The following is a 22,974-nucleotide window of genomic DNA, read 5'->3' on the forward strand; positions in this document are numbered from 1 at the left end:
TACCAATTACGAACATGTCGGTTACAGACGTCTGTATCGGTCCTTTAACTGCTGAAAGCCGAAGAGTGATGCCCTGTCATCGCCAACTCCCGTACTCCTACAGCATCCAGTCCATATTCGGGCATCCGTCACATCGTCGCGCCGCACCCTTCCGTCACCCGAAAGTGAGTAACGTCCCTCCGCTCCGATCCGACGGTCCGCCGAGGCCTGCGGGGACCGTCACCCCGCCGATCGCGCCACCGTGAGAGGTCCCGGTCCGATGGGCGGCGCCCCGGCGGCATGTTCCTGGCAGTCCGTCAGCCGGTGGCGGTGCGGCCGGACATCGGGTTGCGACGCGGCCCCACGCGGCCAGGGTGCCGCAGTCACCGCCTCGATCCAGGAGGCCGCACGGGCCGGACGGGTGATCGGCGCCCGCTTGGCCCATGACGCGTACGGCCTTCGGCCCACGACGCCGTACGCGTCGCACGGCACCGCCGCTTACGCGGCTGGTGAGCCGACGAACCGTTGGGGGTATTGGGCGATGTCAGGAATCACACACATCATCAACACGGCCGCAGGCCACGGAATCGATGTGGGGCCGTTCGGCATCGCAGGGAGCGACATCCGTCGGCGGCCACTGACAGCCGGGAGACACGGACAGCCGGGAAACACCGACAGCCTGGAGACGATGACGGCCGGAGTCCACAAGAACGCGCACGCCTCACCAAGGCCCTGCGCGGGGGCTGTCGGGCGTGAAGGAGGGACGACGGCCACACTTGGGCCGTCAGAACCTCGGCGCCGGTGGCGCCGGAAAGGAGGTTCGCATCCGCCCCGCGGACGAGTGGCACATCACCGCCGCGTCGGTACGCGGCCAGGCCACCCCGGGGGGGGAAAAGCGGCGGAGCCTTCTGATCTGCCGCGGTGCACGGTGCCCCAACGTGGGTGTTCCTTGGGGCACCGTGCCTGCGTGACACAAAGGTCAGGCGGGGGTGATGTTCTCCGCCTGGGGGCCCTTCTGACCCTGAGTGATGTCGAAGGTCACGGCCTGGCCTTCCTGGAGCTCACGGAAGCCACTGGCGTTGATGTTGGAGTAGTGCGCGAAGACGTCGGGGCCGCCGCCGTCCTGCGCGATGAAACCGAAGCCCTTTTCGGCGTTGAACCACTTGACAGTTCCGCTGGCCATGCCAGTGCCTCTCACTCGATGACGGATCCGCACCGCGCGGACCCGGAGGTAGTCGTCCTGGTCCTCGGGCACTGCACAGCAAAACGCCCGCACCACGGCGCGGGCAGGTACTGCGAACCACGACATCTGCCAGCGACGTTACACGGCGAGAGCGCCACTCACCAGAGAGCAAGGGCCGTCAGGTGGACCGGTACCGCCGCCACATGCGTGTCGTGACGACTCCGCCGCCCCGCGCGCACCCGGCCGCCGACCGGCGTCGACGAGCGGGCCGCGTATGGCTCACCGTCACAAACCGCCCGCCAAGATGGCATCAAACGGGACCAAGAAGGCGATCATGCCGCGCTCAGGCCTCGCCGAACGACCGGGAGCGGAGCCGTCCCGCCGGTTCCGACGGTTGATGGCGAGTCCCGCCGGCGAAGTCGGCCGCAGTTGTGTGCTTCCGGTTCGTCTTCGGTGTTCGCGGGGTGGTGAGGTGTGGTTGCCGCCCTTGGCGATGGTCCTGCGCCCAGCGGACCGCGAAGGGGGCCGCCATCCCCGTGAGCGCGAACAGCGCCCCGAGGACGTACCAGCCGGGGCGGCCCCAGGTGACGCAGAGCGCGATGAGGAGACCTGGCCCCATGGCCTCGGCCAGTCCGGCGCCCAGGCCGAACACACCGAGGTACTGGCCTGTCGCGTGCGGTGGGGCGAGCGTGAAGGACACCTCGAAGCCCGCGGCGGAGTGCCACAGCTCGCCGACCGTGTGGATCACGACCGCGGTGATGAGCAGGACCGCGGCTGCCCACGCCGGGACCCCCGCGGACAGTGACACCACCGAGCACGAGACGAGAAAGGCCATGCCTGCCCGGCGATAGGCGTGGCCACCGGCCGCGGGCGAAGCGACGCCACGACTGACCCGCACCTGGAACACGACGACCATGACGGTGCCCGTGATCATGATGGCCGAGATGAGCCAGTGGGGGGCGGCGGTGGCACCGACCAGCCAGAGCGGGATGGCCACGGTGAGCACCTTGAACTGGATGGCCATGACGCCGTCCAGCGCGGTGAGCAGCAGGTAAGGGCGGTCTCGGAGCGCCGTCCAGCGAGGGCCGCCGGTGACGGGCACGGGCGCGACGGGCGGGAGAAGGACCAGCAGCGCCGCGGAGACCAGGAAGGCGATCGCGTTGCCGATGAGCATGAGTTGATAGGCCGTCAGCGTGCCGACCTGGACCACCCAACCCGCCCCCAGGGCGCCGAGGGAGATGCCGAGGTTGGTCACCGCGCGGAGACGGGCCCGGAACTCCTGGGGCCGCTCCCCTCCGTAGTGCCTGATGAGCGGGGAGCGGGCGGCCGTTCCGGCCGCCTTCGCCCCGGTGGCGGCGCAGACGGCGAGCACGAACGGCCAGAAACTGTCGGCGAACACGAACGAGGCTGTGGTCAGGGCCTGGATCACGAGGGTGGCCGCGTAGACACCGCGTGCTCCGGCCCGGTCGGCGAGGTGCCCGACCGCCACTCCGAGGGCCAGCGCGACAAGGCCCGCGACGGCGAGCCCGATGCCCACCTCTTCCGCCGGAAGACGAACGGCCTGGGTGAAGTACAGGACCCCTGCGGTCAGATAGAGGCCGCTGCCGACGGTGTAGACGAAGTTCGAGGCCGCGAGGACCCGCTGCGGTCCGGCATCCGGCATTGGCTGAGGCACGACAGGACTCCATGTCACACGGCGGTCGGTAAGGACCCGCACAGCTTGTTGCATATTACTTGCAAGAACAAGTCACTTGCCAGAGATGGTTGTTCAGGGGAACGTTGCCCTGGTGGCGTCGGCCTGCGCGATACGCGCGGGGCGTCTGTTATCCAGCGGGACAGGCGGGTCGCAGACGTCCGCCTCGGGGCTCTGTCGCCGCTCACCTACTGACCGTACGCTGACAAGTCATAGAACTTCAGGCGTGATTGACGGGGGGAACCGTCATGTCCTGGGATCAACAAGGCGCTCGCGACGACTTCGTCGTTCCACCGATGCCGACCGCGCCGCCGCCCGCTCCCGCCGATCCGGGGCGAGCCCTCGCGGTGGCCCTGCTGAACCTCAGCGGGCTCGGGCTCGGTTACGCCGTCGTGCGCCGCTGGGGGCTGATGGCCGCGTGCTTGGTCGCGACGGCGATCCTGCTTCTGGTGGCCCTGCCCGCGGACCCGGACGGGGTCCCCGGCACGACGGTCGTGCTCTACCTGGTCTTCCTGGCGCTCGCTGCGGCACACGGGGCGTCCGTGGGCCTGCGGACCCGGTTGGCGTTGCTGCCGAGCGCCTTGATCGCGGCGGCGCTCGCCGTCGTGCTGCTGGCCGTACCCGCCGGTGGAGTCGTCCTGTACGACGGGGCGCGCGACGAAGCCACGGAGCAGATGCTCCTGGACCGGCTCGACCGGGCGGACAAGCTGGTCGAGCAGTCCGGGAAGCAGACGTTCGAAACGGCCGAGGCCGGCTACCGCCGCGCCCTGGCCGCGTACAGCGCGCTCGGCGAGGACCACCCGGCCTCACGCGCGGCCCAGCGTGTCCCCGACCGGCTCAAGACCTTCTACGCCACTGTCGGGGCCCCGTACGCGCAGAAGAACTACTGCTCCGCCGTATCCCCGTTGAAGTACCTCCGTACGGTCCCGCGCACGATGGACAGAGGGAAACTCGGAGACCTGGCCACCTGGCCCGACGACCGGCTGGCCACGTCGCTCTACGAGTGCGCGGCCGCCTCTCTCGGCGGCGACGACGCGGACTGGACCGCGCGGTTCGGCGAACTCCTGTCGACCTTCCCCAAGTCCGCAGAGGCCGCGAAGGTGGAACCCGCCGTGAGGACCGCGGTCGACAAGGCGGTCAAGTCCGTGAGCGGCGACGACCCCTGTGCCGCCGTCCAGCAACTGAACGGCCTCGACACCCAGGTCCGCGGACTGCCCGGGGAGCAGGCAGGCCTGTCCGACGCCCTCGGCAAGGACGCCGACCGGGCCTCGCAGAGCGCGCGTTCGGGCGCGTACGCCTGCGGTGTGCACCAGTACAAGGACGGGAACTTCAGTGACGCCGTCACCACCATGAACGACTTCGCCAAGAACAACCCGCACCACAAGAACCGGGCGCGCGCCCAGAAGATAGCCATCGCCGCGGAGGTCGCGCAGACGGTGCCGGCGGCCGGGAAGCGTCTGCCGACCACGGCATCGGGCGGCAGCATCGCCGTCACGGTCAAGAACGACAGCCCCGACGACATCACGGTCCTGTACACGGGACCGGTGACCGGAAGCTTCGACCTCAAGGCCTGTGGGAGCTGCAGCACGTACAGCCTCGGCAGCACGCTGGGGATCGGCTTCAAGCCGTGCAGTGACAGCGCCAAGCACTACCCCCAGCGGACCGTCCGGCTGCCCGTCGGCACCACCTACTTCGTGCACAAGTCCCGGAGCGGCACCGGAAAGTCCCCCGCCTCGGACACCGCCAAACTGTCGCCCGGCTACGTCTACACCGAGTGCGCGTACACGACGAGCCTCGGCTACTGAGGCGACGGCCGGGCGGCAGGCCTGGGCGGCGGCCGCCGGCCTGCCTTGTCCGTGCGGCGCGGCGGCCCGTCGTCCGGCCTCGGGCCTCACAAGCACAGGAGCACCGCTGTGTGGAGCGCGTAACCCCTCGCGATCGGACGGTGTGACAACCACGTAATGGGCACTTCGTAGCGTCGGTGGAGGAAGGCACCGATCACACGGAGGGCCGCTCGTGACCACCACCACCCAGCAGGTACGGACGGTCTGCTCGTACTGCGGTGTCGGCTGCGGGATGGTCCTCGACATCGGGACGGGCCCCGACGGGCGGCGTACGGTCCTGAAGGCGTCCGGCGACAAGGCCCACCCCGCGAACTTCGGCCGCCTGTGCACCAAGGGCGCGACCACGGCGGACATGCTCGCCGCCCCCGGGCGGCTGACCTCCGCCCTCGTGCGCGCGGAACGGGGGGAGGAGCCCGAGCCCACCCCGGTGGACGCCGCGATCGCCGAGACCGCGCGCCGCCTTCGGGCGGTGATCGACGAGCACGGCCCGGACGCCTTCGCGTTCTACGTCTCCGGGCAGATGAGCCTGGAGGCCCAGTACCTGGCGAACAAGCTGGCCAAGGGCTTCGTACGGACGAACCAGATCGAGTCGAACTCCCGGCTGTGCATGGCCGGCGCGGCCACCGGTTACAAGCTGTCGCTGGGCGCGGACGGCCCGCCCGGCTCGTACCAGGACTTCGAGCGCGCCGACGTCTTCTTCGTGATCGGCTCCAACATGGCCGACTGCCACCCCGTCCTCTTCCTCAGGATGATGGACCGGGTCAAGTCGGGCGGCGCCAAACTGATCGTCGTCGACCCGCGCCGCAGCGCGACCGCCGACAAGGCGGACCTCTTCCTGCCCGTCCGGCCCGGAACGGACCTGGCGCTGCTCAACGGCCTGCTGCACCTGCTGTACGAGAACGGGCACACCGACCCCGGGTTCATCGCCGCGCACACCGAGGGGTGGGAGGAGATGCCGGAGTTCCTGGCCGGCTACCCGCCCGCCACGGTCGCCGACATCACCGGCGTCCCGGAGGACGACATCCGGGCGGCGGCCCGGCTCATCGGCGAGGCCGGGGAATGGATGAGCTGCTGGACCATGGGGCTCAACCAGTCCACGCACGGCACCTGGAACACCAACGCGCTGGTCAATCTGCATCTCGCGACGGGCGCGATCTGCCGGCCCGGCAGCGGTCCGTTCTCGCTGACGGGTCAGCCCAACGCGATGGGCGGCCGGGAGATGGGGTACATGGGTCCGGGTCTGCCCGGCCAGCGGTCGGTGCTGGTCGACGCGGAGCGCGCCTTCATCGAGGAGTTGTGGGAGCTGCCCCCCGGCACCGTCCGCGAGGACGGGGTCGGCCGGGGCACGATCGAGATGTTCCGGAAGATGGCCGACGGGGACATCAAGGCGTGCTGGATCATCTGCACCAACCCGGTCGCGTCCGTGGCCAACCGCAGGATCGTCATCGAGGGCCTGGAGCGGGCCGAGTTCGTCGTCACCCAGGATGTGTTCGCCGAGACCGAGACCAACGCTTACGCCGATGTCGTCCTGCCGGGAGCGCTGTGGACCGAGACGGAGGGCGTCCTCGTCAACAGCGAGCGCAATGTCACGCTGGCCCGGCCCGCGGTGGACCCGCCAGGGGAGGCGACGGCGGACTGGCGGATCATCGCCGCTGTCGCCCGCGCGATGGGATACGAGCGGGGTTTCTCGTACGACAGCGCGGAAGAGGTCTTCGAGGAGATCAGGCGCGCCCACAACCCGAGGACCGGCTACGACCTGCGAGGTGTCACCTATGACCGGCTGCGGTCCACCCCGGTGCAGTGGCCCTCCGCGCGTGAGGACGGTCCCGACCGCAACCCGATCCGCTATGTGGATCAGGACGGCGGCGGTCCGGTCTTCCCCACGGCGAGCGGCCGGGCCGTGTTCCACGCCCGCCCGCACATCGCACCCGCCGAGATGCCGGACGACGACTATCCGTACGTCCTGAACACCGGCCGGCTGCAGCACCAGTGGCACACCCTCACCAAGACGGGCCGGGTCGCCAAGCTGAACAAGCTCAACCCAGGGCCCTTCGTGGAGCTGCACCCGGACGACGCCGCCGCCCTGGGTGTCGTCGACGGCGATTCGGTGGAGGTCGCATCGCGGCGTGGCCGGGCGGTGCTGCCCGCCGCGGTGAGCGACCGGGTCCGGCCCGGCTGCTGTTTCGCGCCCTTCCACTGGAACGACGTGTACGGCGAATACCTGAGCATCAACGCCGTGACCAGCGACGCCGTCGATCCGCTGTCCTTCCAGCCGGAGTTCAAGGCCTGCGCGGTGTCCCTGACGAAGGTGGCGACGCCGGTGGCGGTGGCGGCACCGCCCACGGCCGGGACGAGGACCGGTGCCCGTCCCGGCGAGGTGACGGCCGCCGCGTCCGGTGGGCCGAGCACGGCGGGCGCCCTTCCCCCGGGTCCCGCGGGCGTCTTCGGACTCGAGCCCGCCCCACCGCCTGTCCTGGCCGAGCACGAACGCCAGTACCTGATCGGTTTCCTCGCCGGCCTCGCGTCGGGCGCTCCGGGCGTGCCGGTGCTGCCGCCGGGCGCACCCTTCAGCCCCGAGCACGCGCTGTGGGTGAACGGTGTGCTGGCCGGCCTGTACTCCCGGGCCGCTCCGGGAACGCCGCCGCCGGCCGGGGCGCCTGCCACCCCGGTCCGGGAGGTCGTCGTGCTGTGGGCCTCGCAGACCGGCAACGCGGAGGAGTTCGCCACGGCCGCCGCCGACCGGCTCACCACCACCGGGCACAGGGCGACCCTGGTCGGCATGGACGACGCCCACCCGGGGAGACTGCCCACCGGTGCCGACATCCTCCTGATCACCAGCACCTTCGGCGACGGTGAAGCCCCCGACAACGGCTCCGGGTTCTGGGACTCCCTGACGGCACCCGACACACCCCGCCTGGAGGGCGTCCGCTACGCGGTCCTCGCGTTCGGCGACTCCTCGTACGACGACTTCTGCGGCCACGGCCGCCGCCTCGACCAGCGCCTCGACGAACTGGGTGCCGTACGGCTGGCCCCGCGTACGGACTGCGAGCCCGACTACGAGCCCTCGGCCACGGCCTGGCTCGACCAGGTCCTCACCTCACTGACGGACGGCTCGGAAACGGCCTCGCTGCCCGGTCCCGCCCCCTCGACGGCCGCCCCGGGGCAACCGTCCGTTCCCCTGACGCCGCCGTCCGCTCCCCCGGCGAGGAAGGCGGCCCCCGTCACCACCCGCCTGGCCGGCAACCGACTGCTCAGCCTGCCCGGAGCGGGCAAGGAGGTCCGGCGCTTCACCTTCGACACCCGCGACAGCGGGACCCCGCTCGTCTACCGGGCGGGCGACGCTCTCGGCGTACGCCCCGCCAACTCGGCGGACCTCGTCACCGAATGGCTGGCCACCACCGGGCTCGCCCCGGACAGCGCGGTGAACCTGAACGGAAGCGGGGGCATCGGGGCGATCCCCTTCCACGAGGCCCTGCACCGGCACCTGGACATCACCCGGATCACCCCCGGCCTGCTGCGCTTCGTCGCCGAACGCACCCGTGACCGGGTACTGAAGAAGCTGCTGCGCCCCGACAACAAGGACGAGCTGGCCAAGTGGTCCTGGGGCCGCCAGGCAGTCGACGTCATCGCCGAACACCCCGTCCGCGCCGGTGCCCAGGAGTGGGCCGAGGTGCTCAAGCCCCTCCAGCCCCGGCTGTACTCCATTTCGTCCAGCCCGCTGACCGACCCCCACCTCGTCTCTCTCACGGTCTCCGTCGTCCGCTACGAGAACCCGGACGGACGACCGCGCCAGGGCGTCTGCTCGCCCTTTCTCGCCGACGCGGACCCCGGCACGCCCGTACCGGTCTTCGTCCAGCCCTCCCCGAAGTTCCGGCCGCCGGCCGACCCCGCCACCCCCATGGTCATGGTGGGCCCCGGCACCGGGATCGCCCCCTTCATCGGCTTCCTGGACGAGCGCCGCGTCCTGGGCCACCGCGCGCCCAACTGGCTCTTCTTCGGCGAGCAGCACCGGGCCACCGACTTCTACTACGAGGACGAGCTGACCGCCCTCCTCGCCGACGGCACGCTCACCCGCCTCGACACCGCCTTCTCCCGCGACCAGCGTGCCAAGGTCTACGTCCAGGACCGGATGCGCGAGCACGGCCCCCAGCTGTGGTCCTGGCTCCAGGAGGGAGCGCACTTCTACGTGTGCGGCGACGCCTCGCGCATGGCCAAGGACGTCGACCAGGCCCTGCGGGACATCGCCGTCTCCCACGGCGGCCACAGCGCGGACGGGGCCGCCGCGTACGTCAAGCAGCTCGCCGCCGAGAGGCGGTACGTCCGCGACGTGTACTGATCGGCCGCGGGCCGGCGGTTCGCCGAGGCAGGGGGCCGGATTCCTTCCCTGCCAGGCCGCCCTCCCCACGGTCAGGGCGAGGTGCCGCCGGGCCCGATCGGCACGAGACCGAGGTCGACCGGTGTCCCCGGTGGGCCGTCCCGTCGTACGGCGGCCAGCAGGTCCGGAAGCTGCGGCGGCCAGAGCGCCTCGGCCGGGTTCGAGAGATCGTCCGGCGACCACCATCTCCCCCGGAGGATCCCGTCGGCCGTGTGCGCCGCGCCCAGCTCGCCAAGCAGTTCCCGGCGAGGCCCGTAGGCGAGGAAGATGTGTTCGTGCTGCCGCACGGGCACACCGGCCCGGGTGAAGTCGTGCTCCCACAGACACAGCACCGTGCCGCCGAGCTCGACGTCCGTCCACCCGGTCTCCTCGCGCAGTTCGCGCTCGGCCGCCTGGAGCGGCGTCTCACCCGGATCCATTCCGCCGCCGGGCAGCGCCCAGTGGACGCCGACTTCGTCGTTGTCGTACCGGAACATGAAGACAGCCCCCGCCGGATCCAGTATCGCGACTCGGGCTGCCTGCCTGGGTATCCGCATCGGTTCACCCTGCCAGAGCGCCCCGGGGGTGTCGATCAGGTGCCTGAGATCTGGGTCACCGGAGCCAAGAGGCCAAGGTCACAGGCCTGGCCTCTGCTGCCGCTCCAGAACTCTGACCTAGCATCCGAGCATGACAGTCCTGCCCAATGACGGGCTCGCGCTGGCCGCCGAGTTCCCTTCCGCGACCCATGACCAGTGGCAGCTCCTGGTAGAAGGCGTGCTGCGCAAATCGGGCAAGGAGGTCTCGAGCGCGACAGCCGAAGCCGCGCTGTCCTCCTCGCTCGAGGACGGGCTCGCCACCCGCCCGTTGTACACCGCGCGTGACACGACCACCGATGCCGGTTTCCCCGGATTCGCCCCCTTCGTCCGAGGGAGCCGGCCCGAGGGCAACACCTCCGGCGGCTGGGACGTACGGCAGCGGCACACGGCGGCCGACAACGCCCTGGTGCTCGGTGACCTGGAGAACGGCGTCACCTCGCTGTGGCTCGCCGTCGGCGAGGGCGGCATTCCGGTCCCCTCGCTCGAAGGAGTCCTCGCAGGCGTCTTCCTCGATCTGGCGCCCGTAGTCCTCGACGCGGGACCCGATGTCGCCCCGGCGGCCCAGGAACTGTTCCGGCTGTACGAGGAACGCGGCGTCGTGCCGAGTGAGGTGCGCGGCAACCTCGGCGCCGACCCCCTGGGCCATGAGGCCCGTTCGGGATCCGCGATGGACTTCGCTCCGGCCGCCTCGCTCGCCCTCCGGTGCGTGGACGAGTACCCCGGGCTGCGGGCCCTGACCGTGGACGCTCTGCCGTACCACGAGGCCGGCGGCTCGGCCGCGCAGGAACTGGGCGCCTCGCTGGCGACCGGTGTCGCCTATCTGCGGGAGCTGACCGAAGCGGGGCTGTCCGTCGAACAGGCCTGCGCCCAGCTGGAGTTCCGGTACGCCGCGACCGCCGACCAGTTCCTGACGATCGCCAAGCTGCGGGCGGCGCGCAGGCTGTGGGCCCGGGTCGCCGAGGTGTGCGGGGCGCCGGGCGCGGGTGCGCAGGTGCAGCACGCCGTGACCTCGCCGGTGATGATGTCGCGCCGCGACCCGTGGGTGAACATGCTGCGCACGACCATCGCGACGCTCGCGGCCGGGGTCGGCGGCGCCGACTCCGTCACCGTCCTGCCCTTCGACCACGAGCTCGGCCTGCCGGACGCCTTCGCGCGGCGCATCGCCCGCAACACCTCGACGATCCTCATCGAGGAGTCGCACCTGTCCCGGGTGATCGACCCGGCGGGCGGTTCCTGGTACGTGGAGCAGCTCACCGACGAACTCGCCCACGCGGGCTGGGAGTTCTTCCAGGGGATCGAGCAGAGCGGTGGCCAGGCCGCCGCACTTCGCTCGGGGCGTCTTGGCCAGGATCTGGCGAAGACCTGGGCGGCGCGCTCGGCGAAGCTCGCCAAGCGGCGCGAACCGATCACCGGCGTCAGCGAGTTCCCGAACCTGGCCGAGCGCCCGGTGGAGCGTGAACCCGCGCCCGAGGCGCCGTCCGGCGGCCTGCCGCGCGTACGGCGCGACGAGGCGTACGAGGCGCTGCGGGCCCGCTCCGACGCGCACCTCGCCGCCACCGGGTCCCGTCCGCGGATCTACCTGGCCACGATCGGCCCCGCCGCCGCGCACACCGCGCGGTCGACGTTCGTCGCGAACCTGTTCCAGGCCGGCGGCATCGAGCCGGTCACGGCCGGCACGTTCGAGGAAAGCGGCGCCACCGAGGCGTGCCTGTGCTCCAGTGACGCCTTGTACGAGGAGCAGGCCGCGAGCACGGCCGAGGCCCTCACGGCCGCGGGTGCCCGGCATGTGTTCCTGGCCGGCCGTCCCGGGCAGTACCCCGGTGTGGACGCCTATGTCTTCGCGGGCTGCGACGCCGTCGCCGTCCTTTCCGCCACCCTCGACCGCATGGGAGTGTCCTGATGGGAATCCCCGACTTCTCCGGAATCGAGCTGGGGACGCCCACCTCCGAAGGCAGCGCCGACGAGTGGAGTGCCGCCGCCGAGAAGGCCACGGGCGCGAGCGAGGCCGTCTGGGAGACCCCGGAGGGCATCGCGGTCAAGCCGCTGTACACCGGCCGTGACACGGAAGGCCTGGACTTCCTCGACACGTACCCCGGCGTGGCACCGTATCTGCGCGGCCCGTACCCGACGATGTACGTCAACCAGCCCTGGACGATCCGCCAGTACGCGGGCTTCTCCACCGCAGAGGAGTCCAACGCCTTCTACCGCCGCAACCTCGCGGCCGGGCAGAAGGGCCTGTCGATCGCCTTCGACCTGCCCACGCACCGGGGTTACGACAGCGACCACCCGCGCGTGACGGGCGATGTCGGTATGGCGGGCGTGGCCATCGACTCCATCTACGACATGCGCCAGCTCTTCGACGGCATCCCGCTGGACAAGATGACCGTGTCGATGACGATGAACGGCGCCGTGCTGCCCGTCCTCGCGCTGTACATCGTGGCAGCCGAGGAACAGGGCGTGCCGCCCGAGAAGCTGGCCGGGACCATCCAGAACGACATCCTCAAAGAGTTCATGGTCCGCAACACCTACATCTATCCGCCGAAGCCGTCGATGCGGATCATCTCCGACATCTTCGCGTACACCTCGCAGCGGATGCCGCGCTACAACTCCATCTCGATCTCCGGGTACCACATCCAGGAGGCGGGCGCGACGGCCGACCTGGAGCTGGCGTACACGCTCGCGGACGGCGTCGAGTACATCCGGGCGGGCCGCGAGGCGGGCCTGGACGTGGACGCGTTCGCGCCGCGGCTCTCGTTCTTCTGGGCGATCGGCATGAACTTCTTCATGGAGGTCGCCAAGCTGCGGGCGGCGCGCCTGCTGTGGGCGAAGCTGGTGAGGCAGTTCGACCCGCAGAACGCCAAGTCCCTTTCCCTGCGCACCCATTCGCAGACCTCCGGCTGGTCGCTGACCGCGCAGGACGTGTTCAACAACGTGACGCGTACGTGTGTGGAGGCCATGGCCGCCACCCAGGGCCACACCCAGTCGCTGCACACCAACGCCCTGGACGAGGCGCTCGCGCTGCCCACCGACTTCTCCGCGCGGATCGCCCGCAACACGCAGTTGCTGCTCCAGCAGGAGTCGGGTACGACCCGGGTCATCGACCCGTGGGGCGGCAGTGCGTACATCGAGAAGCTGACGTACGACCTCGCCCGCCGGGCCTGGCAGCACATCGAGGAGGTCGAGGCGGCGGGCGGCATGGCGCAGGCCATCGACGCCGGCATCCCCAAGCTCCGGATCGAGGAGGCCGCGGCGCGCACCCAGGCCCGCATCGACTCCGGCCGCCAGCCGGTCATCGGCGTCAACAAGTACCGGGTCGAGACCGACGAGAAGATCGACGTCCTCAAGGTCGACAACTCCTCCGTACGCACGCAGCAGATCGAGAAGCTGCGCCGGCTGCGGGCCGAGCGTGACGAGCGGGCGTGCCAGGACGCGCTGGACGACCTGACGCGTGCCGCGGGCGGTGAGGGCAACCTGCTGGAGCTGGCGGTGCGCGCGGCCCGCGCCATGGCCACCGTCGGGGAGATCTCCGACGCCCTGGAGAAGGTGTACGGGCGCCACTCGGGCCAGATCCGTACGATCTCCGGGGTGTACCGCAACGAGGCAGGGGAGTCCCCGTCCGTGGACCGCACCCGTACGCTGGTGGACGCGTTCGAGGAGGCCGAGGGCCGTCGCCCGCGCATCCTGGTCGCCAAGATGGGCCAGGACGGTCACGACCGCGGCCAGAAGGTGATCGCGACCGCCTTCGCCGACCTCGGCTTCGACGTCGACGTCGGCCCGCTGTTCCAGACGCCGGGTGAGGTGGCCCGTCAGGCGGTGGAGGCGGACGTGCACATCGTGGGCGTCTCGTCGCTGGCCGCGGGACACCTCACCCTCGTCCCGGCACTGCGCGAGGAGCTGGCGGCCGAGGGCCGCGAGGACATCATGATCGTGGTCGGCGGGGTGATCCCGCCGCAGGACGTGCCGACCCTGCTGGAGATGGGCGCGGCCGCCGTCTTCCCGCCGGGGACGGTGATCCCGGACGCGGCCTACGACCTCGTCCAGCGGCTCTCTGCCGACCTCGGGCACGACCTGTGATCGAACTCGACACCTATGTCAAGGGTGTACTCGACGGGAAGCGGGCGCTCGTCGCCCGCGCCATCACCCTCGTCGAGTCCACCCGGCCCCAGCACCGGGCGCTGGCACAGGAATTGCTGACCGAGCTGCTCCCGCACAGCGGGAAGGCACGGCGGATCGGCATCAGCGGGGTGCCCGGCGTGGGCAAGTCGACGTTCATCGACGCGTTCGGCACGATGCTGACCTCGCTGGGGTACCGGGTCGCGGTGCTCGCCGTCGACCCGTCCTCCAGCCGTACGGGTGGCTCGATCCTCGGCGACAAGACCCGTATGGAGCGCCTGGCCGTGGACCCGGCCGCCTTCATCCGCCCCTCCCCCACCGCCGGAACGCTCGGCGGGGTGGCCAAGGCGACCCGCGAGTCGATCGTGGTGATGGAAGCGGCCGGCTACGACGTGGTGCTGGTGGAGACGGTCGGGGTCGGCCAGTCCGAGACCGCGGTGGCCAACATGGTCGACTCCTTCCTGCTGTTGACGCTGGCGCGCACCGGGGACCAGTTGCAGGGCATCAAGAAGGGCGTCCTGGAGCTGGCCGACGTGATCGCCGTCAACAAGGCGGACGGCCCGCACGCGCGCGACGCCCAGTCCGCCGCGCGTGAACTGGCTGGCGCCCTGCGGCTGATGCACGGCAGGGACGCGGCCTGGACGCCTCCGGTGCTGAGTTGCAGCGCCCGCGAATCGGCCGGTCTGGACACCGTCTGGGACCGCCTGGAACAGCACCGCACCCTGCTCGACTCGACCGGCCGTCTCGCCGACAAGCGCCGCGACCAGCAGGTCGACTGGACCTGGACGATGGTCCGCGACGAACTCCTCGGCCGCCTGCACAACGACCAGGCCGTACGGGCCGTCACCCCCGACCTCGAACGGCAGGTGCGGGAGGGCGGGTTGACCGCCACGCTAGCGGCGGAGCGCATTCTGAAGGTGTTCGGCGGCTAAGGTCACTGAGCCGGCCGCTGGGACGGTGGCAGGGCGAAGGCAGTTGAACCGCACGGGCGGTGACCGGGCTGAGCCCGGTCACCGCCCGTGTTCGCGTTCGCGGCCGGACCCGGCGCAGGCCGGATCCTGTGCTCACCTCTGTGCTGCCTCGTAAGCCTCGCGGATGGACGCGGGGATACGTCCACGATCATTTACCAGATAGCCGTTGGTGCGTGCCCAGAGGCGTATCGGTTCGTCCTCCGGACGGGGATCGAGCTTACGGGTTGCAGCAGACTTGCCGGGGCCTCTCCAGTCTCCCGAGGACACCCCTTCCAGCCGGTCCGCCGCCTCTTGGAAGAAAGCGGACAACGAGGCGTATACGCCCTGCTCGGGATCGTGTGCATCAGCCCACGTTCCGATGGTTCCGTTGAGCGTGTCCAGAAACGTCCCGTAGAGACCGTCACGCTCCGCGGCGATCGGCACCCACTCACGACGCCAGAACGGATGGTCGAGGTCCGCGGACGGCTGCATCTCCTCCAGGCCCATCCGGCTGAGGTAGACCCGCTGGATATCCGTCAGACCAAGAAGGAGATGGCCGACGGGGATTGCCGCTACCTCGCACCCCAGCGCCACCAGACACGATCGGCCATCGGGCTGCCTGCCGGCATCGGTGTCGTTCGCCAGCAGCCACTGCCACATGTCCCCCGGCAGCTTCAGGCCCATGTTCAGTTCGGCTTCGCCGATGGCCGCATGGCTTCCCGGGCCGCCGAGCGCAGCGAGGGCTTCAGGGTCGTTCCGTTCAAGCCAGGCGGTCACCCGGCCCCACGCCTCTCGTACGTCTCCCGCCTCGTGCATCGGGGTTTCGCTCACGTGTGATCTCCACCCAGGCAGGATGCGCACCTCCGTGGAACAAGCCCACCCATATCGCAGGCTCGCAGGGGGCGTTGGCCGGTCTCCCGGACTGTGAAGTTGTCCTCTTGGCGAGGCAACGACCGCTGATGATCCATTGGGCAACCGTATGCGGGACCACTGACAGTGCCTGGCGCGGAACGACGCCCTCAACTCCGGTACCCGGGTGTGGATGGCGGACTTCTAGGACGCCACGGCGCCGACCTGGGAGAACGTGGTCGGCGGTCAGCTCGCCCTGCTCGACGCCATCGAGCGCAGTATCGACTTCACCACCGAGGACAGCAACGGGCACCTGCCGGCCGACCGCGAGCGGCTCGCCACCATGGTCGTCCGGAAAGCCCCCGGAAGCGTCCGGGGGCTTTCTCGTGTCCCGACGGATTCAGTTCGCGGCCGGAACCGATCGCCGCCCGGACGGGACCACCGCGGGCCTGGGGTTGAGCATGCGCTCGGCCAACTCGCCGAAGACGAGGCCGAATCCGCCCCACAGGGTGGCCTGGATGGCCAGGGCCGAGAGCCGGAACCGCCACAGCAGGGTGGCCGGGAAGTCCCCCGGAACCTCGTTGATCACGGGCAGGAACTCGTAGGCCAGGCCGATCAGGACGGCGAAGGCGGCCACCGCGGCGACGGTGGCGTACCAGGTGCCCAGGCTGGGCGCGAGGCGCTTGCCGAGGATGGTGGCGCCGACGGCCAGGAGCACGCTGAGGACCATCATCAGGAAGTACAGGGTGGTCCGCTTGCCGATCGTGTCGGGGTCACCGACCGACGGCGGATTGGCCGGGTACTTCATGAACGGCACGACGTACACGGCGAGGAGCGCGGTCCCGGACAGCAGGAGCGCGGTCGCGCGGGCGCTGAAGCGGCCCACGCGGCCGAGTGCGAAGCAGTAGGCGAGCGCGGCGATGCCGCCGAAGGAGATGCCGTAGACCAGGACACCGGTGGCGAGGCCGGCGGTGGACTGGAGGCTGCGGGAGACGAGTTCGACCTCGTGCCCGTGCGCGGGCGCGTGGGCCTCCTCGAAGCCGATCGCGCTGTCGACTGTCGGTTCACCGAGCAAGTAGGCGACGACCAGGGCGAGTACACCCGCCGCGAGGCCGGCGAGCATGCCTCGCACGAGCAGGTTTCTTACCGTTGCGGAGTTCATGAGTGTGTGCCGTCCCTCGCGTCAGTGGCAGGGGAAACCGAGCAGGTGGCGGGCGTCGTGCACCCACTCGTGGACGTCCTCGCCGGAGACGACGGAGGTGGCGCCCTGTTCGGCGCCGACGAAGTACAGCAGGACCAGCATCAGGATGCCGAAGAAGACCGCCCAGGGAGCTATCGCGGTCAGCGGCAGCTTGGCGGGAAGTGCGGGGGTGGTGGCTGTCGGCTGGGCGACGGTCTGCGCCATGGCAGGACCTCCTCGGGAGTTCGCGTCCCATCTCGGTGGTGCACAGGATGACGCCTACGGGTCTGACTCACGCGGCGCCCGGCGTGGCTGGGCGTCTCGCTCACAGTGGCGCGACCGTGCCGGATTTCCACCGGCTTCCGTCTTGACGTCATCAATATCGGACCGACCGTACCGCGTGGTGAGTACCTGGCCAAGACCGCGCCACCTGGGGTGATCTTCCTCTCGTCCCAGGTGGCGGGGTCCGTTGTGAACGGCGGGTCACCGGTTCCGATCCGGACGACACGCGAAGAAGTGCCCGGTGCCTCCGCCGGGTTCGGCCGCGGGGGACGTAGGAGGTTCGACGTCCGTGACGCACAACTCGACTTCCCGCCGGCGGAGTTCGGCACGCACTCGGCCGGAGGGGCGGCTTCCGGACGGCTGCCGGGTCCGGTGGACGCAAGGCCGCCCCCGCGCCGACTTCAGTCGCTCAGCGTCGCCGTTCCCGGGTCGGCGAGCCGCGCCGTTCCCGGGTCGGCGAGCCCGAGTTCACGCTCACCCAGGGAGGCGAAGAAGCGCTCGACATCGACGTCGGTGACCTCGGCGAGGGTCGCCGGAGACCAGTGCGGGTCGCGGTCCTTGTCGATGATCTGGGCCCTGACACCCTCCACCAGGTCGGGGGCGGACAGGGTGGCGCAGGACACGCGGTACTCCTGGTCCAGAACGCGCTCCAGTGAACCGAGCCGTCGCACGCGGCGCAGGGCGGCCAGCGTGACCTTCAGAGCGGTGGGCGAGTTGCCGAGGAGGATCTCCGCGGTCTCCTTCGCCTCCGGGTCGCCTACCGCGAGCAGTCGTCGGACGATCTCCTCGACCGTGTCGGCCGTGTAGCAGGCGTCGATCCACTCCCTCCGCTCCGCCAGCTCACCCCGGGGCGCCGGCCGCGCATGGCGGGCCAGAGCCTCGCGCACGGGAAGGTCCGCGAGGTCGGACACGAACTGCCTGAGCGACGCGGACTGCAGGTAGTGGTCGGCGAGGCCGCACAGCAGGGCGTCGCCCGCGCCGATCGAGGCACCCGTCAGGGCGAGATGGGTGCCCAGCTCGCCGGGTGCCAGGGCGAGCAGATGGGTGCCGCCCACGTCTGGGACGAAGCCGATGCCGGTCTCGGGCATGGCGATGCGGGAACGTTCGGTGACGACCCGGACGCTGCCGTGCGCGGAGACGCCGACGCCGCCTCCCATGACGATGCCGTCCATGACCGCCACGTACGGCTTGGGGTAGCGGGCGATGCGGGCGTTGAGGTGGTACTCGTCGCGCCAGAACGCGGCGGACGCGGTTCCGTCCCCGTCGCGCGCGTCGTCGTGGACGACACGGATGTCGCCGCCCGCGCACAGTCCGCGCTCGCCGGCGCCGGTGATGACGACGGTCTCGACGGCCGGGTCGTGTTCCCAGGCGGTGAGGGCCTGGTCGATCCGGCGCACCATCGCGTGGTTCAGGGCGTTCAGCGCCCTCGGCCGGTTCAGAGTGAGGTGGGCGGCCCGTCCGTCGGTGTGCAGCAGGACGGATTCCTCGGCGCCGGGTGCCTCGCCGCCGGTCATCCGAGGGCCTCCGTCAGGCCGCGGGCCACGATGACGCGCATGATCTCGTCCGTTCCTTCCGGGGTCGTTCGGATTCGCCGGTCACGACGATCTTCCCGACACCGTACTCACCGAGGACCGTGGCCCCCGTGCGGGTGCGGAGTGCGGTACGCCACCGGGTACCCCGGGTCGGTGGTGAGCCGCTTCGCCGTGACGCGCGGCCGAACGGCCTGGCCCGTCAGGCTTCCTCTCCTGGCCCCTCCTCCCCTGGCCGCAGCACGTACAGCCGCGGCAGGTTGACCACGATCGCCTCCTGGGTGCTGCGGGCGATCACGACGACGGCCTCGTCGGCGGGGTCCGGGTTCTCCTCGCGGTGCGGCACGAACGGGGGTACGAAGATGTAGTCACCGGGTGAGGTGCGCAGGCGCACTTCCTCGGGCTGCGCCCCCGAGTCGTCCAGGAAGACGAACTCGGGGTGTCCGCTCACCACGTAGATGGCCGTCTCGGACGCTCCGTGATGGTGGTCCGAGGAGGCGGTTGAGGGGGCGACGTGGGTCTGGCCCATCCACAGCTTCTCGGAGCCGACGGTGGTGCCGCTGACGGCGGCGAACCTGCGCATGCCTCCGGTCTGCGCCGTGTCGCCGTCGAGGGCGTCGGCGCGGACGTGGTGCAGGCGGCTGCGCAGGGGTCGTACGGACTGCCCTGCGGCGTCCGGGAGATGGGGGTGGAAACCTTCGCCGGGGGTCGTCAACGGCTCGCTCATGGACGGGGACGCTAGAGCGGTCCGGAAAAGGATGTCAAGAGGTGTCCATTGCGCTTCACCTGCGGCAATGTTCCCGCAATGTAAGTGAGGAACCGGTGGAAGCCCTGTCGGCGCACGCCGTGTCGGGCATCATGGGCGCATGCATATCTCCGCGAAGGCGGACTACGCCACGCGGGCCCTGTTGGAGCTCGCCCGCGAACCCGCCCGCCCCCTCACGTGCGAAGCAATGGCCTCCTCGCAGCACGTCCCGTTCCGGTTCCTGAAGTCCGTGGTGGGCGAGTTGCGCAGGGCCGGCCTGGTCCGCAGCCAGCGGGGCTGCGAGGGCGGGTACTGGCTCGGCCGGCCCGCCGAAGAGATCACTCTGCTGGACGTCGTACGTGCCGTGGACGGTGAGTTGATCACCCTGCGGGGCGAGCCGCTGGCCGGGCTCGAGTACCCGGGCCCCGCCTCCGGACTGCCGGGGGTGTGGCGCCGTATCGAGGCGGACGCCGCGGCGGTACTGGGCGCGGCGACCCTGGCCACGCTGCTGCCCGCCGAGGAGGCCGCGCGGTTGCACCGGAAGGGAGCCGCGTGAGCGGTCCGCCGGACCGGCCCAGGATGGAGGTGGTGGAGTACACCGACCCGCTGTGCCCCTGGGCCTGGGGATCGGAGCCGGTGTTCCGACGCCTTCGCGCCGCGCTGGCGGACCGGGTCTCCTGGCGCCGCGTGTACTGCGTCCTCTTCGACCACGACGACGACCCGCCGCCCGACCCGGCGGCGGAGACCGCCTGGTACGCCCGCTACGTCGAGGACATCTGCGCCCACACGCGGGCGCCCCGGGCACGACGGCTGAGCCGGGTCGCGGCGAGTTCATGGCCGTCCTCGCTCGTCGCGAAGGCGGCCGAGCGGCAGGGCGACGAGGTGGCGGGGCGGGTGCTGCGGCGGCTGCGGGAGAGCGTCTTCGTGCTCGGCGAACCGGCGGACACCCTCGCGCTGGCGGAGTCCGCGGTACGGGGCGTGGCCGGCCTGGACCGTGTGCGGCTGGCCGCCGACGCGGCGTCGGCGGCCGTGCTGGAGGCGGTGCGCGCGGACCGTGCCGAGGCGCGCCGGCCGGTCCGCGAGGTGCTGTCGGTGCGCGGCGGGCCGCCGCATCCCGGCACAGCCAAGGAGACCGCCGACGGCGGGTACTGCTATGCGCTGCCGACCCTGCTGGTCCGCACTCCCGCGCGGTCTCGCGTCGTGCCCGGTTGGCGGCCGTACGAGGAGTACGCGTCGGCGATCGAGGAGTTGGGCACCGGGCTGCTGAGCGAGTCCGTGAGGACGGCTCCCGCGGAGGCCCTCGCGCGGTACCGGAGTCTGACCGATCCGGAACGCGACTTGCTGGCACATGGGCCCTGGCCTCCCGCGGACGCCGTGCGCGTCGAGACCGGCAACGGCCCTGTGTGGCTGCATCCGGAGGAGGCTGCGGTGCACCCTGCCCGCGGCGGAGGCTCTCCCGCCTTTCCCTGAAGGATTTCTGACCAGTGGTCAGGATTTTGAGGTTCCGGGGTTCCGGGGTTCCGGCGCGTGGCCGTGACGCTCGCGCCCTGCCTTGAGGCTCACGATCGGCGCAGGACGGACGCGGCGGCGCGGACGGTCCCTGCCTTTCCCTGTCGGTGCTCTGATCGGTGGTCAGGTCCGTCCCGCCCAATGAGACACCAATTGGTGTCCATTGACAGCCACTGAGAACCGGCCCCAGGATGTGCACCATGCTCACGACGCACCCCGGCGTGGAGTGCCGCTACGTGGACCTGCGGCGCACCTGCAGCGCTCTCTGTCGCTGACCGCCCGCCCACAGCGGCCCCCAGGCGCCTGACGCCCGTCCCGCCGGCACCGGCCACGCGCCGCTCCGCCGCCGGTCCCCCGTCATCGCGCGCCGCCCTCTCAGCGTTTCGTCGCCTCCACCCCCTCAGCCTCCCGGCTCTCCCCGCGATCCGCCGACGCCTCCTGCCCTGAGCGCGGCATGCCCACGTGCACACAAAAGCCCACGCAGGCATGCGTGTTCCCTGGCTGCGCGGCGTCCGTCGGCGGGGCGTGCCGCCCTTGCCCCCTCCGCTGCCCCGATGCGGGCGGGAGCCTTCGCAGAAAGAAAAACCGATGCCCGGACGCCTCACGCTCCGTCATTCCGCAGCCACCCTCCGTTCCGACCGCCGGTCGGGCCGACTGCGCGCCGCCGCCCTCGGGACCGCGCTCGCCACCGTGCTGGTCCCCGCGCTCAGCGCCTGCGGCGGCCAGACGGCGTCGTCCACCGGCGGCGCCGCGCTGAAGTGGACCTCCTCCTACTTCCCCGCCCACTGGGACCCGGTGGTCGGGGGCAGCGGCGCCCAGTTCCGTGAACTCGCCCTGGTGTACGCCTCTTTGACACGCACGGACAAGAACGGAAAGGCCGTTCCGGACCTGGCCAAGAGCTGGGAGTACAACGCCAAGGGTGATGTCATCACCTTTCACCTGCGCCCCCACCTGAAGTTCAGCGACGGAGCGCCGGTCGACGCCACCGCCGTCAAGGCAGCCGTCGAACGGGCGCAGAAGCAGAAGAACTCGGCTCTGTTCGGCGACCTGACCTCCATCAAGTCGGTGGACGCCCAGGGCCTGGACGCGGTGGTCCACCTCAGCCAGGTCGACTACCAGATCCCCCAACTCCTCGGTGAGCGCGTCCTGCAGATCGCCAGCCCCAAGGCGGCCGCCTCCCCCGAGAAACTGGACCAGAACCCGGTCGGCGCCGGCCCGTTCGTCGTCACCCAGCTCGTCCCCGGCACCAAGGCCGTCCTGAAGAAGAACCCGGACTACTGGGACGCCGAGAACATCCACATCGACAACGTCGAGCTGAGCTCCGCCCCCGACGCGTCCACCGTCGTCTCCGGCCTGCAGACCGGCGTCTACAACTTCGCGGACATAGCACCCAGTCAGGCCGACGCCGCCAAGAAGGCCGGCCTCGACGTCTTCGTGCAGCCCGGCTTCAACGCCTCCAACCTCAGCCTCAACACCAACAAGGCGCCGTTCGACAACGACAAGGTCGTCGACGCGGTCCGCTACGCGATCAACCGTCAGGAGTTCGTCGACAAGCTGACCTTCGGCTACGGCTCGGTGACCAACCAGCCCTTCCCGAAGGGGTACGTCGCCTTCGACCCGCAGTCGGCCGACGACTACGCCTACGACCCGGCGAAGGCGAAGAAGCTTCTGGACGAGGCCGGTTACAAGGCGGGCGGGCTCAAGCTCAGTCTTGTGATCCCGGCCGAGGATCCCCAAGCCGAGATCGTCCAGGCGCAGTTGGCGAAGGTCGGCATCAGCGTCACGATCAAGATCGACAAGAACTGGGCCACACCGTTCTTCGCCAAGAACCTGACGTTCTCGCTGTACGGCACCACAGGGCGCGACTCCGCGGCGCAGACCCTCACCGCGCACTTCGGCCCGAACGGCCCGCTCAACCTCAGCTCTCCGTACGAGCCGGCCGGTTTCGAGACCGCCATCGCCAAGGTCCGCCAGACCCCGCTGGACTCGCCCGACTACCCGAAGGTCCTCCAGGCGGCGACCCGGGCCGGCCTGAAGAGCAAGGCGCTGGTGTTCACGTACTCCTCGCCCAACCTCATCGCCAAGAGCAAGTCCATCTCCGCGCTGCCGGAGAACCCGGCCCACATCGACTGGACCGGCGTGACCATCGACGGCTCCAACTGACACTC

16 protein-coding genes, 1 pseudogene and 1 riboswitch are annotated in these 22,974 nt (G+C 70.6%); of the genes and pseudogenes, 9 read left to right on the plus strand and 8 right to left on the minus strand.

The genetic code is table 11. The annotated features are described in order from the left end of the window. Positions 1 to 958: 958 nt before the first annotated feature. Complete coding sequence (locus ACFYW8_RS23805) at positions 959 to 1,162, minus strand: cold-shock protein (protein WP_037751662.1); 204 nt, start codon at positions 1,160 to 1,162, stop codon at positions 959 to 961. 343 nt (positions 1,163 to 1,505) lie between these two features. After that, positions 1,506 to 2,837 carry an MFS transporter gene (locus ACFYW8_RS23810; protein WP_389079549.1) on the minus strand — a complete coding sequence of 444 codons (1,332 nt, stop codon included), beginning with the start codon at positions 2,835 to 2,837 and terminating at the stop codon, positions 1,506 to 1,508. Between the two features lie 266 nt (positions 2,838 to 3,103). Between ACFYW8_RS23810 and ACFYW8_RS23815 the strand changes: the two genes are divergently transcribed. Both ACFYW8_RS23815 and ACFYW8_RS23820 read left to right on the plus strand, forming a co-directional pair. Beyond that, on the plus strand, positions 3,104 to 4,660 hold the full coding sequence (locus ACFYW8_RS23815) for a hypothetical protein (protein WP_389079551.1): 1,557 nt from the start codon (positions 3,104 to 3,106) through the stop codon (positions 4,658 to 4,660). 271 nt (positions 4,661 to 4,931) lie between these two features. Continuing rightward, positions 4,932 to 9,035, plus strand: a complete 4,104-nt coding sequence (locus tag ACFYW8_RS23820) for a molybdopterin-dependent oxidoreductase (protein ID WP_389080067.1) — start codon at positions 4,932 to 4,934, stop codon at positions 9,033 to 9,035. A gap of 71 nt (positions 9,036 to 9,106) precedes the next feature. Here the strand turns inward: ACFYW8_RS23820 and ACFYW8_RS23825 are convergent, their stop codons facing one another. Continuing rightward, on the minus strand, positions 9,107 to 9,610 hold the full coding sequence (locus tag ACFYW8_RS23825; protein WP_389079554.1) for an NUDIX hydrolase: 504 nt from the start codon (positions 9,608 to 9,610) through the stop codon (positions 9,107 to 9,109). 130 nt (positions 9,611 to 9,740) lie between these two features. Between ACFYW8_RS23825 and ACFYW8_RS23830 the strand changes: the two genes are divergently transcribed. The 3 genes from ACFYW8_RS23830 to meaB are packed head-to-tail and all read left to right on the plus strand — an operon-like array spanning position 9,741 to position 14,694. Beyond that, the gene (locus ACFYW8_RS23830; RefSeq protein WP_389079557.1) at positions 9,741 to 11,549 is read left to right on the plus strand and encodes a methylmalonyl-CoA mutase family protein; all 1,809 of its coding nucleotides are present in this window, start codon (positions 9,741 to 9,743) and stop codon (positions 11,547 to 11,549) included. Continuing rightward, the gene (scpA, locus tag ACFYW8_RS23835; protein ID WP_389079560.1) at positions 11,549 to 13,723 is read left to right on the plus strand and encodes a methylmalonyl-CoA mutase; all 2,175 of its coding nucleotides are present in this window, start codon (positions 11,549 to 11,551) and stop codon (positions 13,721 to 13,723) included. Before ACFYW8_RS23830 ends, scpA begins: the two co-directional genes overlap by 1 nt. Continuing rightward, a complete protein-coding gene (meaB, locus tag ACFYW8_RS23840; protein WP_389079564.1) occupies positions 13,720 to 14,694 on the plus strand; it encodes a methylmalonyl Co-A mutase-associated GTPase MeaB in 975 nt (324 codons plus the stop codon). The genes scpA and meaB overlap by 4 nt, the downstream gene beginning before the upstream one ends. 132 nt (positions 14,695 to 14,826) lie before the next feature. Here meaB and ACFYW8_RS23845 read toward each other — a convergent pair whose 3' ends face one another. Beyond that, on the minus strand, positions 14,827 to 15,543 hold the full coding sequence (locus tag ACFYW8_RS23845; protein WP_389079567.1) for a histone-like nucleoid-structuring protein Lsr2: 717 nt from the start codon (positions 15,541 to 15,543) through the stop codon (positions 14,827 to 14,829). Positions 15,544 to 15,724: 181 nt separating this feature from the next. Between ACFYW8_RS23845 and ACFYW8_RS23850 the strand changes: the two are divergent. Continuing rightward, positions 15,725 to 15,916: pseudogene (locus ACFYW8_RS23850) on the plus strand (malate synthase A); the annotation flags it as partial. Positions 15,917 to 15,961: 45 nt separating this feature from the next. Here the strand turns inward: ACFYW8_RS23850 and ACFYW8_RS23855 are convergent. The 4 genes from ACFYW8_RS23855 to ACFYW8_RS23870 all read right to left on the minus strand — a co-directional run bounded on the left by ACFYW8_RS23855 (position 15,962) and on the right by ACFYW8_RS23870 (position 19,279). Further along, on the minus strand, positions 15,962 to 16,723 hold the full coding sequence (locus ACFYW8_RS23855) for a CbtA family protein (protein WP_389079571.1): 762 nt from the start codon (positions 16,721 to 16,723) through the stop codon (positions 15,962 to 15,964). A gap of 21 nt (positions 16,724 to 16,744) precedes the next feature. Beyond that, a complete protein-coding gene (locus ACFYW8_RS23860) occupies positions 16,745 to 16,966 on the minus strand; it encodes a CbtB-domain containing protein (RefSeq protein WP_365877220.1) in 222 nt (73 codons plus the stop codon). A gap of 40 nt (positions 16,967 to 17,006) precedes the next feature. After that, a riboswitch (cobalamin riboswitch) is annotated at positions 17,007 to 17,152 on the minus strand. Between the two features lie 272 nt (positions 17,153 to 17,424). Next, the gene (locus tag ACFYW8_RS23865) at positions 17,425 to 18,537 is read right to left on the minus strand and encodes an enoyl-CoA hydratase/isomerase family protein (protein WP_389079575.1); all 1,113 of its coding nucleotides are present in this window, start codon (positions 18,535 to 18,537) and stop codon (positions 17,425 to 17,427) included. Positions 18,538 to 18,754: 217 nt separating this feature from the next. Beyond that, a complete protein-coding gene (locus ACFYW8_RS23870; RefSeq protein WP_365877216.1) occupies positions 18,755 to 19,279 on the minus strand; it encodes a cupin domain-containing protein in 525 nt (174 codons plus the stop codon). Positions 19,280 to 19,418: 139 nt separating this feature from the next. On the opposite strand from ACFYW8_RS23870, the gene ACFYW8_RS23875 reads away from it, so the two are divergent. From ACFYW8_RS23875 to ACFYW8_RS23885, 3 genes are all read left to right on the plus strand, one after another. Then, entirely contained in the window at positions 19,419 to 19,853 is a 435-nt protein-coding gene (locus ACFYW8_RS23875; RefSeq protein WP_365877214.1) for an Rrf2 family transcriptional regulator, read from the plus strand. A gap of 23 nt (positions 19,854 to 19,876) precedes the next feature. Next, complete coding sequence (locus tag ACFYW8_RS23880; protein WP_389080070.1) at positions 19,877 to 20,767, plus strand: DsbA family protein; 891 nt, start codon at positions 19,877 to 19,879, stop codon at positions 20,765 to 20,767. A 627-nt stretch (positions 20,768 to 21,394) separates the two neighbouring features. Next, a complete protein-coding gene (locus ACFYW8_RS23885) occupies positions 21,395 to 22,969 on the plus strand; it encodes an ABC transporter substrate-binding protein (protein ID WP_389079581.1) in 1,575 nt (524 codons plus the stop codon). The last annotated feature ends 5 nt before the right edge of the window (positions 22,970 to 22,974 follow it).

It is taken from the genome of Streptomyces sp. NPDC002742, assembly GCF_042888885.1.
Classification (GTDB): domain Bacteria; phylum Actinomycetota; class Actinomycetes; order Streptomycetales; family Streptomycetaceae; genus Streptomyces.

Coding starts and splice junctions, on each gene's coding strand:
- ACFYW8_RS23805 (WP_037751662.1), bottom strand. CDS start 1,162: ATGGCCAGCGGAACTGTCAAGTGGTTCAACGCCGAAAAGGGCTTCGGT.
- ACFYW8_RS23815 (WP_389079551.1), top strand. CDS start 3,104: ATGTCCTGGGATCAACAAGGCGCTCGCGACGACTTCGTCGTTCCACCG.
- ACFYW8_RS23820 (WP_389080067.1), top strand. CDS start 4,932: ATGGTCCTCGACATCGGGACGGGCCCCGACGGGCGGCGTACGGTCCTG.
- ACFYW8_RS23825 (WP_389079554.1), bottom strand. CDS start 9,610: ATGCGGATACCCAGGCAGGCAGCCCGAGTCGCGATACTGGATCCGGCG.
- ACFYW8_RS23830 (WP_389079557.1), top strand. CDS start 9,741: ATGACAGTCCTGCCCAATGACGGGCTCGCGCTGGCCGCCGAGTTCCCT.
- scpA (WP_389079560.1), top strand. CDS start 11,549: ATGGGAATCCCCGACTTCTCCGGAATCGAGCTGGGGACGCCCACCTCC.
- ACFYW8_RS23855 (WP_389079571.1), bottom strand. CDS start 16,723: ATGAACTCCGCAACGGTAAGAAACCTGCTCGTGCGAGGCATGCTCGCC.
- ACFYW8_RS23860 (WP_365877220.1), bottom strand. CDS start 16,966: ATGGCGCAGACCGTCGCCCAGCCGACAGCCACCACCCCCGCACTTCCC.
- ACFYW8_RS23865 (WP_389079575.1), bottom strand. CDS start 18,537: ATGACCGGCGGCGAGGCACCCGGCGCCGAGGAATCCGTCCTGCTGCAC.
- ACFYW8_RS23870 (WP_365877216.1), bottom strand. CDS start 19,279: ATGAGCGAGCCGTTGACGACCCCCGGCGAAGGTTTCCACCCCCATCTC.
- ACFYW8_RS23875 (WP_365877214.1), top strand. CDS start 19,419: ATGCATATCTCCGCGAAGGCGGACTACGCCACGCGGGCCCTGTTGGAG.
- ACFYW8_RS23880 (WP_389080070.1), top strand. CDS start 19,877: ATGGAGGTGGTGGAGTACACCGACCCGCTGTGCCCCTGGGCCTGGGGA.
- ACFYW8_RS23885 (WP_389079581.1), top strand. CDS start 21,395: ATGCCCGGACGCCTCACGCTCCGTCATTCCGCAGCCACCCTCCGTTCC.